Below are 14373 nucleotides of genomic sequence, written 5' to 3' on the forward strand. Positions count from 1 at the left end.
CTTACCTGTTGCCCTGTTGCCTGTTGCCCGTGTACACGGTCTGGATCAGCCGGTTCGGCTCGCCCCTGCGGACCAGCACACCGCGGCCGGGCGGCTGCTGGCCGGCGTACACACCGGGGAAGAGCTGGCCCTCGCCGCGGTCGCCCGCCATCACCAGCGCCGAGGCACCGGACTCGCGCAGGCTCTGCAGCAGCGGCTCGTACAGGCCGCGCGAGGCGCCCGCGACCCGGCGGGTGAGGACGAAGTGCAGACCGATGTCCTGGGCCGAGGCGATGTACGGCAGGAAGGGCGCGAGCGGCTGCTGGCCGGCGGTGGTGAGGACGTCGTAGTCGTCGACGAGGATCACGATCCGCGGGCCCGACCCCCAGCTGCCCGGTTCGAGGTCGGCGCCGCCCTCGCTCTCGTCGGGCAGCCGCTTCTCCAGTTCGGTGGCGATGCCCGCGGACAGGCCCGCGCACAGCTTGGCGTTGTAGGCGTAGCCGCCCCGGTACTCCTCCGGGATGACGCCGCGCAGCCCGCGCCGCGGGTCCATGACGCCGAAGACCAGCTCGTCCTCGCTGTAGCGCTCCATCAGGCCCTCGGCGACGGCCCTGAGCAGGTTGGTCTTGCCGCACTCGCTGTCACCCATGATCACCAGGTGCTGATCGTGGTGGAACAGGTCGAGCAGGACGGGCGCCAGCTGGGTCTGGTCCAGGCCGACCGGGACCCGGCGCGGTTCGGTCGCCGGGCCGGGCAGCAGCTGCGGCTCCAGGACGTGCGGCAGCACCCGGACCGGCTGGGCGGTCTCGCCGGTCCAGGTGGCGCGGATCGTACGGGCCGTGCGCTCCAGGACCGCGCCGAGGTCGGCCGTGTCGGCGACCCCGTCCGTGCGGGGCAGCGCGACCTGGGCGAAGAGCTTGCCGTCGGTGAGGACGCGGCCCTTCTCCTCGGGCGAGAGGGTCTGGGCGAGCTTGCGCTCGACGCTGGACTCGCCGGGGTCGTTCAGCCTCAACTCCACCCGGGTGCCGAACTGGGACTGGGCGGCGATGCGCACGTCGTTCCAGCGCAGCATGCCGGCGACCACATGGATGCCGTAGCCGCCGCCGCGCTTGAGGATGTCGCCGACCGCATCGTCGAGTTCCTCGAAGTCGTCGCGCAGGGCGCCGAAACCGTCGATGAGCAGCACGATCTCTGTGGAGGCCAACTCGGGGACACGGCCCGCGGCACGCAGGGTGCGCAGCTGCTCCAGGGAGTCCACGTTGTGCAGCCGGAACAGCTCCTCGCGCTGGTCCAGCATGCCGCGCACGGAGTCGATGGTGCGGGCGCACCGCTCCCGGTCCGCCCGGCCGGCCACCCCGCCGACGTGCGGCAGCCCGGACAGCGCCTGCAGCCCGCCGCCGACCAGGTCGAGGCCGTAGATACCGACCTCCTGCGGGGTGTGGGTGAGCGCCAGGGACAGTGCCAGGGTGCGCAGCAGGGTGGTCTTGCCGGACTGGGGGCCGCCGATGACCACCGCGTGGCCGCCCGCCATCGTGAGGTCCAGGTACCACTGGCCCTGCCACTGCCGGGTCGGGTCGTCCAGGACGCCGAGCGGCACCTGGAGCGGGCCGCGGCGCCGGGACAGCTGCATGCCGCGCGCGCCCACCTCGACGGGCCCGGCGACCTGGTCGAGGGCGACGGCGTCGGGCAGCGGGGGCAGCCAGATCTGGCGGACCGGCCGGGTGCCGGAGTCCTCGATCTGCCGGACCATGACGCCCATCTCGGTCGGTCCGGTCTCCCGGCGCCGCATCTGCGGCTCGGCCGGGCCCGAACTCTCCTCCTGGCCGAGCGAGTTGTACGTCGTGTACTCCAGGGCCAGCGGCCCGGTGTCCTCGGTGTCCCGCTGGACGGGGCCGCGGTAGGCGCCGGAGACATAGCCGGCCTTGAACCGCTCGTAGTGGCTGGTGTCGACCTTGAGGTAGCCGAAGCCCGGCAGCGGCGGGAGGTGGAAGGCGTCCGTGGTGTCGAGGACCGTACGGGACTCGTCGGCGGAGAAGGTGCGCAGGCCGAGCCGGTACGACAGATAGGTGTCCAGGCCCTTGAGCTTGCCGCCCTCGATGCGCTGGCTGGACAGCAGCAGGTGCACACCGATGGAGCGGCCGATACGGCCGATGGACAGGAACAGGTCGATGAAGTCCGGCTTGGCGGTGAGCAGTTCGCCGAACTCGTCGATCACGACGAACAGATGCGGCAGCGGGTCGAGGTCGGGGCGCTTCTCGGCGCGCAGGGCGGCGTAGTGGCCGATGTCGGCGACGTTGCCGGCCTCCTTGAGGACCTGCTGGCGCCGCTTGACCTCGCCGGCGAGCGAGGCGTGGACCCGTTCGACGAGACCGGCCTGGTTCTCCAGGTTGGTGATCACACCCGCCACGTGCGGGAGGTCCGCGAAGGGGGCGAAGGTGGCGCCGCCCTTGTAGTCGACGAGGACCAGTGCGAGGTCCTCCGGCGGGTGGGTGGCGACCAGCGCGAGGACGAGGGTGCGCAGCAGCTCGGACTTGCCGGAGCCGGTGGCGCCGACACACAGGCCGTGCGGGCCCATGCCCAGCTCGGAGGACTCCTTCAGGTCGAGGAGCACCGGCTCGTGGCTGTCGCTGACGCCGATCGGGACGCGCAGGAAGGCGCGCTCGCCGCGCGGCGCCCACAGCCGGTCCAGGTCGAGCTGGGCGACGTCGTCGATGCCGAGCAGCTCCGCGAAGTCGACCGGGCCGGTCAGCGGGGCGTCGACCAGGGACTCGGCGGACAGCCGCAGCGGGGCGAGCATCCGGGCGAGGCCCTCGGCGAGGGCGGTGCCGACCTCGTCGACCGTGCCGTGGGCGCTGATCGGCTCCTCCTCGCGCAGATCCTCGATGAGGATCCGGACGCCCTCGACGGTGATGCGCACGCCGACGCTGCCGGGTTCCTGCACCCGCTCGTCGAGCAGATGGAGCACGGTGACGCCCATGTCCCGCAGACCGACCGCGTCGTCGGGGCGCGGCAGGTCGACGGCGTCGTCGCCGTGCGCGTCGGCGACGACGAGCAGCCGCGAGGTCATGGCGAGGGCGTCCTTGCCGGACAGACCGCGGCGCACCTCGGCCGCGTAGGAGGCGCGGCGGCCCAGCTCGGCGCCGATCTGCCGGGCGAGCTGGGGCAGCGAGGGGGCGATCCGGCGGGCGGCGACCGGGCCGTCGAACTGCTCGCTGTCCAGCATGTGCGGCAGCCACTTGGCCCACTCCCAGTCGGCCAGCCGCTCGCCGGGGGCGGCCACGGCCAGGGCCACGTCGTCCGGCGCGTGGGTGGCGGCGGCCTGGACGAGCAGCGCACGGACGACGCGCAGGGTGTCCTCGCGCGGGCCGATGACGCTGATGTTGCCGACGCGGTCCAGCGGGACGGTCAGCGGGAGTTCGGTGCCGGTGCTGAAGCGGGAGCTCAGCGCGGAGGCCTCGTTCAGCATGAACTGGTCGGGCGGGGTGAGCACGGAGGACCCCTGCTGGGCGACCTTCAGATCACGCACCGGCATCTGGCCGGTGCCCACCCGCACCCGCAGGAAGTCCGCGTCGGTCCGGCGCCGTTCCCACAGCCGGGCGGGGTCGCGCACGATGTCGTACAGCGCGTCCGGCGGCGGGTTGAGGACCTGGGCCCGCTCACGCCGTTCGCGTTCCTCCCGGGCCAGCTGCTCGCGCAGCTCCTCAAGGTAGGCCAGATAGGCCTCGCGCTGGGTGCGGCGGGTGCGCTGGGCCTTGCCGCGCTGGGAGAAGGCCATGGCCAGGGAGCCGGTCAGGGTGACGACGAGGATGATCGCGCCCAGCCCGGCGAACTGGCTGTTGCGCACAATGGTCATCATCACGACGGACGACATGACCCCGGCGACGGGCAACAGCGAGTGCAGCACGGAGCCGGCCTTGCCCTCGGGCAGATTGGGCGGCGACTCTATGGTGCGCGGCTCGGGGGCGGCCGGCGGGCGGGTGGTGCGCGCGGGGCGGTGGATCAGTCGGGTGCTCATCTTCGTTGCCTCGTCCTGGAGTTCCTCGTGGCCCTTCCCGTCGGACGGTCAGCGCTGCTTCTGGGAGAGCTGGAAGACGTCGGCGGCCAGTCGGGCGGCGGCGTCCCGGGTGGCCCGGGCGAGGAGGTCGGTGCGGATGGTGCCGCCGGCCGCGAGGTGGCGGTCGTAGGGCAGGACCGACACGGTGACCCCGGTCGCGGTCAGTTCCTCGGTGGCCTTGTCGAGGTCGAGGCCGGGGTGCGGGGTGACCTCGATGAGGACGACGACGGTGGAGGCCAGCACATGCCGGGGCAGGTTGCGCATCCACTCCAGGACGGCACGGGTGCTGGCGACGCCCTCCAGTGTCGCGGGCGCGGTGAGCACCCGGGCCTGCGCGGCGGACAGCGCGGTGCGGGCGACCTCGGCGGGCAGGGTCTCGCAGTCGACGACGGTCACGCCGAAGTAGCGGCGCAGCGCCACCATGACCCGCTCGTAGCCCTTGGTGTCGAGCATGGCGCCGACCTGGCCCTGGCTGCCGGGCAGCAGCCAGGCGTTGCCGGGGAGCTGGACCAGGTATCCGGTGACGTCGAGCAGCGACATCTGCGGTTCCACCAGCGCGGCCAGGTCGCCGGTGGTCCAGCGCAGGGTCTCCGCGCCGAGCCTGAGCGGCAGTGAGCCGAGTGCCGGGTCGGCCTCGACGGCGAGCACCGGGTCCTGGCGGTAGTGGGCGTAGGTGGCGGTCAGCAGTGCGGCGACGGTCGTCTTGCCGGAGCCGCCGCGGATGGAGGTCACCGCGATCTGCCGGCCGGTGGTGACCGCCTGCTGCAGCACCTCGGCGGTCGCCGCGGCGCCCGCGACCTCACGGGACGCCGAGGAGGAGACGGTACGGCGTACGGCGCGCAGGGCACGGGCGCCGAACGGCTCACCGTGGCGCGGCTTGAGCGCGGTGGAGGCGAGCCGCTTGTCGAGCACCGGCCGGGAGTCGGGCGTACCGCGCTGCGCGGCGGGGGCGGGCTGCGGCCGGGGCGCGGCCTGGGCCTGGGCCTGGGCCTGCTGCCGGGCGGCGTGCTGCTCGGCGTACTGCTGCCGGTCGTACTGCTGCTGCTCGGCGTATTGCTGCTGCTGGGCCGCGTAGGCCTGCTGCTGGGCGTAGTGCTGTTGGGCCGCGTAGGCCTGCTGTTCGGCGTACTGCTGCTGCTCGGTGTAGGCCTGCTGCTGGTAGGCCGACGGGTCGGTGTACGGCTGCTGCTGGTGGGGGTAGCCGTACGACGGGGCGGGAACCTGCCCGGGGGCGCCCTGCAGCGGTGCCTGCTGCGTTGCCTGCTGCGGCGTCTGTTGCGGGTAGCCGTAGGCCCCCTGCTGCTGCTTCGGCGCGGGCTGTCCGGGCGAGCCGCCCCTCAGCTCGCGCAGCACGTCGCCCTGCCAGTTGTTGTCCCCGCTCGGCATGTCGCCCTTCATTCCTGCCCCTGCTCTCAGAACTTGTCGAGCAGTTGCCCGTAGATGCCGAACACCCCGACGGCGAGCGGGAAGAGCCCGATCACGCCGGCGGACTCGATCAGGTCGCCGATCCGCCGCAGCCGTACCCGCACATGCTCCGGCGGCTGGACCGCGAGGACCAGCAACGGCAGCGCCGCGGCGGCACACAGCAGCACCAGCGGGCCGGCGCCGCCGGTGTGGTCCATCCACTGCACCGCGAGCCGTACGACGAGCAGCGCGGCCCCGCCGAACAACGCCACGACCTCGGCGACCAGCGGGAAGGCGCGGGCCCGGGACAGCAGCACGACGGCGGTGAGCGAGGTGAGGGCCACCGTCCACCCGGTGGGCCGCCCGGTCGCGGTCAGCAGCCAGCCGCCGGCGGCCGCCGAGACGACGGTGACGATGGTGGCCAGCGCGAGCCCGCGGTGGGTCGCCGCGAGCGCGTTGGCGACCTGGTGCCGGCTGACCGACGTGCCGGCGGAGCGCCGGTCGTCGAGCCCCGTCAGCCCCGAGGCCATCAGCGCGAACCGGGGCAGCAGCCCGAGCAGCACCACGGAGAACACGGCCATCACCGCGCCGAGCCGGGCCGGCCGGTCCTGCACGGCGGCGACGGCCTCCCACACCAGGGCGATACCGGCGGTCGCGCCGGCCCCGAGGAGCGCGCCACGGCCGAGCGGGGAGAAGTAGGCGAGCAGCACCAGGGTGAGCACCAGCGCCGCGACGACACCGGCCAGCCGGGCCGGGCCGGGCCAGTGGTAGGCGTCGGCGGCGGTCCAGGCGGCGAGCAGTCCGAGCCCCCCGGAGGCGAGCAGCAGCGCCGTGGCGAGGCCGCGGTTGCCCTCGCCGATCTTCGCGACGAGCGCGCCGGCGGCCAGGAACAGGACGGCGACGACCGCGAGCGCGGCGCCGACGGACGTGAGCGCGAACTCGTGCCGCGCGAGCAGGGCCGCGGCCACGGCGAACACGACGGTGGCCACGCCGGCGCTGGCCCGGCGGGCGGCGGGCCGCCAGCGCCAGGCGCGCAGATCGAGGTCGTCGGCGACCTGGTCGGTGACATCGTGCACGACGGGCGCGGGCGGCGCGGCATGGGCGCGCACCAGCTGGAGCACGGCGCCGTCGGGCACCTCGGCCGAGGACAGGGTGGCCTCGTGCGGCAGCACCGAGCCGTCGGAGGTGATCAGCTGGCGGGTCATGGGCCGCGAGGCGGCCCGGTCGTCGAGCAACTGCAGGATGTCGGGCAGCAGTTGGCCGATCGGGGTGTCCGACGGCAGGACGATGTCGGCACGCCGCCGTTCACCGACCAGCGTGACCCGGCTCAGTTGCGTCCGGGACGACGTTGCTGTGCTCACCACTTACCGGAACCTATCATCGCGAAGTTGGGGCCGAGGATGCCGAGGACGGCTGGCCGGAGGGGGTGCCGTACTGCTGTTCCTGCTGCTGTTGCTGCTGTTTCTGCTTGGCCAGGGTGTGCTGCAGGAAGGACCACCCGACGCATCCGGCGCACAGTACGGCCGCGATGGCGATGCCCGTGAAGACCTTGCCGAGCCGTTCGTCCGCCGAGCGCCGGGCGCGCTGTGCGCCGAACAGCAGGGCGTCGCGCATCCGGCGCCGGCGCACCGCCACCGACTCCAGCAGTTGGCTGTCGTAGTCCCGTGCCATCGAGTTGGTCCCGTGTCCGTGCTCTGTGTGCGGTCAGTCGTCGAAGGGAGCGAGGTCTTCGCAGGTCGCGAGGTCCTCGGGGGCGAGGCCGAGGTACTGCCGCATGGCGGCGTACTTCTGCGTCAGACGCCGTGCGGTCAGCTCGTCGAGCACGGCCAGCCGGCGCGGGTCGGCGTTGTGCGCGAGATCGGCCGTCTTGACGAGCCGTGCGCCCTCGGTGGCGAGGATCCGCTGCGCGTACGCCCGCGGCTCCTCGCCCGGCCGCTTGGTCACGGCCCGTACGACGTCCTTGGTGCGCTGGGCGAGCGCGGCCCGCGCCAGCCACTCCGCGCTCAGCACGCCGTCCTCGACCGCGTCGTGCAGCCAGGCGGCGGCGACGAGTTCGTCACCTCCGCCGCGGGCGCGGACACCGTCGGCGACGGCCTGCAGGTGTTCGGCGTAGGGCCGGCCCGCCTTGTCCCGCTGCGCGGCGTGTGCGGCGCGGGCGACGGCCTCGACCTCGGCGAGCGTCATGACCGCGGCCGACGGTTCCTCGTACGACATCCGGCGTCCCCCTCACTTTGCCCGTGCAACATAAGGCATGGATGCGCGGCCGGCACACCCGGGGCGGCCCGGCTGACGGGACACCGGGGAAACCTCCGCAGAACCTGCACACCTAGAGAGTGTGTGTCGCGTGGTGTTCCAGGAGTGCGCGGACCATGGCGTCGAACAGACCGCTCCGTACGGCCTCGTCCACCGTCCCCTCACTGATGCGCTCGCCGACGGCGAGGAGGGTGGCGGCGCGTACGGCGTCCGCGGTCCTGAGCCGCCCGCGCGGCGGCTTCGTGGGATCGGGGCCAGCGCTCAAGCGGTGCTCCGGGGTGACGGCACCGACGCCCCACAGCGCCGTGACGACCCGCCACAGCGGCCTGCTGTGGATCGGAAACGGCACGTGGATCGACCCGTTCGCGTTCTTCTCGCCGCCGCCCCAGCGGACGACGCGGTCGTCGTCGGTGAGGGCGGCGTAGGCGTCGGCCAGTTCCTGCCAGGCCTGCGCGTTGCCGTGGTCGAGCTGGGCGAGCAGCCGGTGGTCGTCGGCCTCGGTGACGGCGCGGGCGAGTTCCTCGACCACGTCCGCGCCGGAGGCGTCGACCGGGGGCCCGGTGCCGGCCCTGCGCGCCAGCGCGGTCAGCCCACCGGCCGGCGGCAGGCCCTGCGCGCGGACCGACTCCACCTGCGCCGACCATTCCTGACCGAGCTGATGCCCATGAACACCGGTCGCCCGGCGCTGAGCCCAGGCGAGGGTGCCCGCGGTGTAATCGGCCCAGACGTACCCGACGACGTCGCCGTCGGGGGCCTCGACGGTTATGTACTGGACGGGGTACTGCACGGACGTCAGGCCTCTTGCGCGAGGGCCTTGACGGCTGCGGCGTTGGGGGCGTCGACGAGGGAGGCGGGGAGGGCTCGGCCGCGGTTGCCCTCCGGGTTGGCCAGCATCTCCGTGAGGGCCTGGGACGGCGGGATGCCCCGCCCCTTGGCCTCCTGCAACCGGGCATGCCAGTGACCACCTTCGGCGAGGGCCCGTCCGCCGGCGGCCGCGCGGGGCACCCACGCGGCGGCGTCGTCCTCGTCGTTCCCCCACACATATCCGAGCGCGGCGCCGCCCTCCTTGTCGACCACGGTGAAGTACCGCACCGGCTTGTCAGTCCTGGTCTGGTACCTCGCCGGACCCGGCGTCACGAGGTTGAAGTGCACATCCTCGTCGAAGCGCGGGTTGATCGGTCGTTCGCTGCTCATGAAGTCCACGTTCCCTTAACTCTGCCTGATCCTCAATGCGGCGGCCGCTACGGCTTCGGCCTCGGCAGGACCTCTCCGTAGACGTGCCACTTGTTGTGCGCCTCGTCGAAGAAGACACGCGTCACCTTGTAAAAGGAACCCTTGGCGAGGAGCAGCTCGCGTTCATCCTTGACCAGGGTGATCGGTTCCAGCCAAAGGGCCGGAGTGTCCTTGGGCACCCGCAGGTGCATCCACACGGGCTTTTGGTTGAACGGGGGCGGCGGTGACTCACCGAGTGCCGTAGAGGTGAACGCCTTGTCGTCGAAGGTCCCCCCGATCATGTCGAGCGGTGAATCGATCGGGTGTCCACCGACCTCGATGTGGCCGACCCCGGTGCCGCGGACGACCATGATGTCCTCGGGTACGGGACGGGCGTCCATGATCTCGTCCATGTTCTTGATGGTGTCGAGAATGTGCTGGGGCACGTCTGTGCCGTAGCGGAGATGGTTGTTGATCGGGTCGTAGGCGGAACCGGAGTAGGTGACAACCCCGCTGCGCGTCTCGCGGTCGAGACCCTTCATGAAGTCTTCCCAGTAGGCGTTGCCGTAGGCCAGTCCCGCCTCGTTGCTGACGCTGGGCGCGGGGTTCGTGCCGTGCGCCAGTTCGGCCTCGGCCACCGCGTGCTTGTCGGCGTCGCTGAGGGCGTCGAATTCCGCGTCCGACATGTGCGGCTTGTACTCGAACGGCTCCCCGGCCCCGCCGTGGCCCGGCACCTCCGTGCCCGAGTGACCCGGCGTCGCCACGTCGGCGCCGTCGTGCCCGGCGATGTCCGCAGCGTCGTGGCCGAAGCCGGTGTGGTCGAAGCCGCCGTGATCGCCGACATGCCCGGCGTCGTGACCATCGTGACCGGCACCGTCGTGACCGGCACCGTGATCCGTGTGGCCGCCGGCACCAGGGGCGTCGTGGCCGCCGGGGTGCGGGGCGTGCGGCACGTCGTGCGCGGGGGCCGTCGGGCCGGCGTGATGCCACGCCGAGGGCGTCGTACCGGCGTGCTCGCCCGCCGGGAACGCGTTGTCCGTGCCGTGCGGGACGCCTCCGTGGACGGCGTTGTCCGGCACGTGCGGCATCCCACCGTGAACGCCATTACCCGGGACATGCGGAGCCCCACCATGCACACCGTTGGCCGGGACATGCGGAGCCCCACCATGCACACCGTTGGCCGGGACATGCGGAGCCCCACCATGCACACCGTTGGCCGGGACATGCGGAACCCCGCCATGAACGCCGTTGCCCGGCACGTGCGGCATTCCTCCATGGATGCCGTTGGCCGGCACGTGCGGAACACCGCCATGCGCACCGTTGGCCGGGGCATGCGGCATTCCGCCGTGGATGCCGTTGTCCGGGATGTGTGGCATTCCGCCGTGGACGCCGTTGGTCACAGGCTGGGGGATTCCGCCGTGGACGCCGTTGTTCGCGGCAGGCGGCAAGCCGCCGTGCACGGGCGGGTGCGTGACGGTCCCGGGTCCGGCGCCGTCCGTCATATGGGGGACGCCCGCGGATGCCGGTTCCGAGGCCGGGAGGGTCCAGTGGGGCGGGAGTCCGGGGGCCGCTCCCTTCGGGATCGACACCGTTTCGACGTTGCCGGCGTGATCGAGGAGGTTTCCGTTCGGATCCAGGGCATGGCCGTCGGGCAGGTGCATGGAGCCCTCGGGCAGGTTCGGGATGTCGATCTTCCCGATGCCCTTCAGGCCCTTGGCGATGTCGCCGACCTTGGACAGGCCGGCGCCCGCGCCCTTCATGACGTAGGTCATCGGGTCGATGATCCGGCCGACCTTGCCCGCCGCCGAGATCGCCTTGGCCACCGCGCCCGCCTTGCCGGCCCCGGCCACGGCCGCACCCTCACCACCCGTGAAGACGGTCGTCAGGACGTTGAACGTGACCGCACCCGCGGCACGCGCGGGATTCTTGCCCCACTCGTCCCACGCCAGCAACGCCTTCCCGGTCTGCTTCATCGTGTTGCGTGACTCACGCAGCCACGACGGCATGTACTTGTCCGGCGTCGCCAGGAACAGCCCCGCCAAGAACGGCGACGACATGAACGCCAGCGCCGTCGACAACTGGGCCAGACCCTTCCAGGCCTGCTTCATCGCGTCCCAGCCGTCGACACCCACCAGAGTGCCCAGACCCTTGATCGTCCCCCAGATACCGTCCACACAGATGCCGTCCCACAAGAACGACTTCGCCCAGTGCCCGAACTCGTACCAGTGGTGCTTCTCCTCGACCGGATCACCCCACGGCAGCCCCTTCGCACCCTTCAGATCGGACGCGTTGTAGCCGTACATGTTCGACTTGTTCGAACCGTCACCGGCGATCATCTGCGTCCCGTGCCACAACGCCGTGATCTTGTTGTGACAGGTCCGCTCCGCCGCCCAGAACGCCGCCACCGTCGCCGTCACATCGTCACGGATCCGGTTGTGCTTGTCGACCTTGTCCCCGTCGTACTCCCAGTCGTCGTCCCCCTTGACCGAGTCGACGAACTCCGTCGCCTCCGTCTTCAGCCGCTTCAGCTTCGCCACCAAAGGACGGATCTCCGACGCATAACCCGACAGAGCCGAAGACACCGTCTCCAGATGTGTGGCGAACGTGTCCGAACGCTCCGACACCGGCTTCGTCGAACCGAACAGCTTCTCCGCCTCCGGAGCCTGATAGAACCCCCGCAGCTTCTGAAACTGATCATGCACATCCGCACCCGTGGAACGGACCTGCCCCGCATCCTTCTTCAGCCCGCCGTAATCCTTCTCCAACTGCTCCAGATCACCGGTGAACTGCGGAATCTCCTCCGGCTTGATCACGACTTGCCCACTCCCGGCATCTTCACCCCGGGCATGGACGCGGCACTCTGCGCACGCGCCGCCATCGCCTGGTCACCATCCAGATACGCCGTCGTCGCATCCACCACACCCTGCAACGACTTACCCGCCCGAGCAGCGATGAACTGCAAGTCCTTCGTCGCATGCTCCGCGTACTGCGACAACGCCAACGCCACCAGACCGCCCGCCGGCTTCCCGCCGTCCTTGCCGCCGCCCTTGCCACCCTGGCCACCATGGCCACCGTGGCCGTCGTGCCCGCCGGAACCGCCGTCCGCGGAAATCGTGCCCGCACTCGACGCCGCCGACTGCAGATGCTTACCGAAATCCTTCGCGTGCGTCTCCAGATGCGACGCCGACTTCCCCGTCGTCGTCAGCACATGATTGATGCCCTGCGGATGCAGATCCCAGCCCGTCATACCAACCCCCGTGAACCCGGCACCCGGCCGAACACGAACCCTCAACAACGACAAGAACGAAAAACGCCAACTACCGGACCGCCACCGGTCAGCCGATGTTGTCCACCGCCGCCTTCGCCTTCGCCAGCGTCGAATGCGCCGTCGAGTCGTTCTTCTCCATCGTCGTCTTCAGCAGATGGATGATGTTCCGGACCTCCTGCGACGCATGGTTCCAACGGCGCTCCTTGCCGTGGTACTCATCCGCCACACCATCCGCCGTGAAGTCCGCCATCGCCTTCTTCACCTGCTTGTCCCGCGCCCCGATGACCGTCTCCAACTGGGCGATCACCCCCGCGAGATTCCCCTGCACATCCGCCGACGCCGACGTGTCGTACGACCGACGATCCGCACCCGCCATCACACACCACTCCCCGAAAAGAACCGAACTACCTGAAGAACAGCAGGGCGACGCTCAGCGGCCCGAGAAACGCGCCGCGTCGAAGTTGGCCGCACCCATCTGCTGCTTGGCGTTGTCGCCCTGCTCCTGGTCACCCGTGCCGAACGCGCCGTCCATCCCGGACTGACCGCCCAGGATCGCCGCCAGCGACTGGTTCAGCTCCTTCGCGATCCCGTCCGCCCGCGTCTTGAAGTTGTCGAAGGCCGAACGGCCCGCACCGTGGAACTTCCCCTCCAACGGCTCCGCAGCCTGCACCAACTGCCGGATCAGCGCACCCAGATCCTGACTGGACCCACGCGAATCGCGCATCAGCGTCGACAGCGTCTGCGCACCCATGTCGAACTTCATGTCGTCTCCCCCCGGACGGGCTCATGCGGCGTGTGCCGCTCGTCTCGCATGCGGAATCATCTCTATCAACTCCTGAATCGGCCGGGCAATCCGGGGTGCACGCCGTCACAAAGTCAGCAAACTTCCGTGACCAAAGCTTGGCGAAGAATCGCCTTGACCGCTGGGCGCGGTCAGCGCGTCGGCTGGGCCGGCGACGACGCCTGACGGCAGATGAGGAGCAGGGCCCGGTCGTCGTTGACGTCCTTCGCGACGGCCTCGATGAGATGCCAGGCGGCACCGTGGAAGCCGCCGGCGACATAGCGGTCGGCCTCGCCGGTGAGCCGGTCGATGCCCTCGACGATGTCCCGGTCGGAGGTCTCCACCAGGCCGTCCGTGAAGAGCATCAGGACGTCACCGGGGCGCAGGGAGCCCTTCACGGAGTCGAACTGGGCGCCGTCGTACACACCGAGCAGCGGCCCCTCGGCGGCCTTCTCCTCCCAGCGGCCGCTGCCCGCGCTCAGCTGGAGCCCCGGCGGATGGCCGGCGGAGTACAGCTCGTAGTCGCCGGAGTCGAGGTCCAGGACGAGATGGATGGAGGTGGCGAAGCCCTCGTCCCAGTCCTGACGCAGCAGGTAGCCGTTCGCGGCCGGGAGGAAGGCGTGCGGCGGCAGCGAGCCGACCAGGCCACCGAAGGCGCCGGACAGCAGCAGGGCGCGCGACCCGGCGTCCATGCCCTTACCGGACACGTCCGTGAGCACGACCTCCAGGGTGCGGCCGCCGTTGGTGCGGGCCGCGACGACGAAGTCGCCGGAGAAGGACTGACCGCCGGCCGGCCGCAGCGCCATCTCGTGATGCCAGCCCTGCGGCAGCTTCGGCAGCTTGCTCTGTACCCGGATCCGCTCGCGCAGGTCGAACAGCATGGTGCCGCCGCGCCGCCAGGGCACCCCGACCCGGCTGCGGAACTGGGCGGTGAGCAGGCCGAAGAATCCGCACGCGGCCACGACCAGGACCACGCCCGGGGTGACCCGGGAGGGTCCCTCGGTGTACGGGCCGAGCCGCACCGACTCCACGATCAGCGCGGTGGCCCCCGCCGCGTACAGGCCGAGCAGGCTCGCCGGGCGCAGCAGGAGGCCGCCCGCGATGATCGGCAGCACCAGCGTGGCCGGGGAGCACCACACGGAGTCGACCAGGGTCACGGCCATGAGGAGGGGGATGGTCAGCAGCAGTCCGACGAACGCGATCCAGTCGGAGCCGTCGCCGCGGAAGTAGTCCACGGCGCTTCTGCGCAGGCCGGTGCGGACCCGGTGCCACTGCATACGCCACCGGGCCGTGAACGTCTCGGCCTTCGCGCGCCGCTCTCGTCCTGCTGCCATCAGTTCGGGACCCTATCCATCGGACCGGCCGCTTGGCACGGGAGGTCCCACTTGTCCCCCGTGCGAGGCTCCACTTCGCGGTTCGTCC

The 14373-nt window shown here is 71.2% G+C and carries 12 protein-coding genes; all 12 read right to left on the reverse strand.

The genetic code is table 11. The annotated features are described in order from the left end of the window. Position 1: 1 nt before the first annotated feature. The 12 genes from eccCa to IE277_RS04060 all read right to left on the reverse strand — a co-directional run bounded on the left by eccCa (position 2) and on the right by IE277_RS04060 (position 14285). Entirely contained in the window at positions 2-3994 is a 3993-nt protein-coding gene (gene eccCa / locus IE277_RS04005; RefSeq protein ID WP_189948510.1) for a type VII secretion protein EccCa, read from the reverse strand. Positions 3995-4042: 48 nt separating this feature from the next. Then, complete coding sequence (locus IE277_RS04010) at positions 4043-5419, reverse strand: CpaE/TadZ family protein (protein WP_229880583.1); 1377 nt, start codon at positions 5417-5419, stop codon at positions 4043-4045. 26 nt (positions 5420-5445) lie between these two features. Further along, entirely contained in the window at positions 5446-6801 is a 1356-nt protein-coding gene (gene eccD / locus IE277_RS04015) for a type VII secretion integral membrane protein EccD (protein ID WP_189948512.1), read from the reverse strand. 13 nt (positions 6802-6814) lie between these two features. Next, positions 6815-7108, reverse strand: coding sequence for a hypothetical protein (locus IE277_RS04020; RefSeq protein ID WP_189948514.1), 294 nt, complete (start codon positions 7106-7108; stop codon positions 6815-6817). Positions 7109-7141: 33 nt separating this feature from the next. Further along, positions 7142-7651 carry an HD domain-containing protein gene (locus tag IE277_RS04025; RefSeq protein WP_189948517.1) on the reverse strand — a complete coding sequence of 170 codons (510 nt, stop codon included), beginning with the start codon at positions 7649-7651 and terminating at the stop codon, positions 7142-7144. Between the two features lie 112 nt (positions 7652-7763). Further along, complete coding sequence (locus tag IE277_RS04030) at positions 7764-8477, reverse strand: DUF6508 domain-containing protein (RefSeq protein WP_189948519.1); 714 nt, start codon at positions 8475-8477, stop codon at positions 7764-7766. Positions 8478-8482: 5 nt separating this feature from the next. Further along, a complete protein-coding gene (locus IE277_RS04035; RefSeq protein WP_189948521.1) occupies positions 8483-8884 on the reverse strand; it encodes a hypothetical protein in 402 nt (133 codons plus the stop codon). A 47-nt stretch (positions 8885-8931) separates the two neighbouring features. Beyond that, positions 8932-11715, reverse strand: coding sequence for an ADP-ribosyltransferase (locus IE277_RS04040; RefSeq protein ID WP_189948523.1), 2784 nt, complete (start codon positions 11713-11715; stop codon positions 8932-8934). After that, the gene (locus IE277_RS04045; protein ID WP_189948525.1) at positions 11712-12149 is read right to left on the reverse strand and encodes a DUF6507 family protein; all 438 of its coding nucleotides are present in this window, start codon (positions 12147-12149) and stop codon (positions 11712-11714) included. The genes IE277_RS04040 and IE277_RS04045 overlap by 4 nt, the downstream gene beginning before the upstream one ends. A gap of 88 nt (positions 12150-12237) precedes the next feature. Continuing rightward, complete coding sequence (locus IE277_RS04050; RefSeq protein ID WP_189948527.1) at positions 12238-12546, reverse strand: pore-forming ESAT-6 family protein; 309 nt, start codon at positions 12544-12546, stop codon at positions 12238-12240. A 54-nt stretch (positions 12547-12600) separates the two neighbouring features. Further along, positions 12601-12933 (reverse strand): hypothetical protein, encoded by a 333-nt coding sequence (locus IE277_RS04055; protein ID WP_189948529.1) that lies wholly within the window; start codon positions 12931-12933, stop codon positions 12601-12603. 170 nt (positions 12934-13103) lie between these two features. Further along, positions 13104-14285, reverse strand: coding sequence for a PP2C family protein-serine/threonine phosphatase (locus tag IE277_RS04060; protein ID WP_189948530.1), 1182 nt, complete (start codon positions 14283-14285; stop codon positions 13104-13106). Positions 14286-14373: the final 88 nt, after the last annotated feature.

This window comes from Streptomyces alanosinicus, assembly GCF_014650595.1.
GTDB classification, from domain to species: domain Bacteria; phylum Actinomycetota; class Actinomycetes; order Streptomycetales; family Streptomycetaceae; genus Streptomyces; species Streptomyces alanosinicus.

Bases quoted from the DNA above. Each gene is read 5' to 3' on its own strand.
- eccCa (WP_189948510.1), bottom strand. From the start codon at position 3,994: ATGAGCACCCGACTGATCCACCGCCCCGCGCGCACCACCCGCCCGCCG.
- IE277_RS04010 (WP_229880583.1), bottom strand. From the start codon at position 5,419: ATGCCGAGCGGGGACAACAACTGGCAGGGCGACGTGCTGCGCGAGCTG.
- IE277_RS04020 (WP_189948514.1), bottom strand. From the start codon at position 7,108: ATGGCACGGGACTACGACAGCCAACTGCTGGAGTCGGTGGCGGTGCGC.
- IE277_RS04025 (WP_189948517.1), bottom strand. From the start codon at position 7,651: ATGTCGTACGAGGAACCGTCGGCCGCGGTCATGACGCTCGCCGAGGTC.
- IE277_RS04035 (WP_189948521.1), bottom strand. From the start codon at position 8,884: ATGAGCAGCGAACGACCGATCAACCCGCGCTTCGACGAGGATGTGCAC.
- IE277_RS04045 (WP_189948525.1), bottom strand. From the start codon at position 12,149: ATGACGGGCTGGGATCTGCATCCGCAGGGCATCAATCATGTGCTGACG.
- IE277_RS04050 (WP_189948527.1), bottom strand. From the start codon at position 12,546: ATGGCGGGTGCGGATCGTCGGTCGTACGACACGTCGGCGTCGGCGGAT.
- IE277_RS04055 (WP_189948529.1), bottom strand. From the start codon at position 12,933: ATGAAGTTCGACATGGGTGCGCAGACGCTGTCGACGCTGATGCGCGAT.
- IE277_RS04060 (WP_189948530.1), bottom strand. From the start codon at position 14,285: ATGGCAGCAGGACGAGAGCGGCGCGCGAAGGCCGAGACGTTCACGGCC.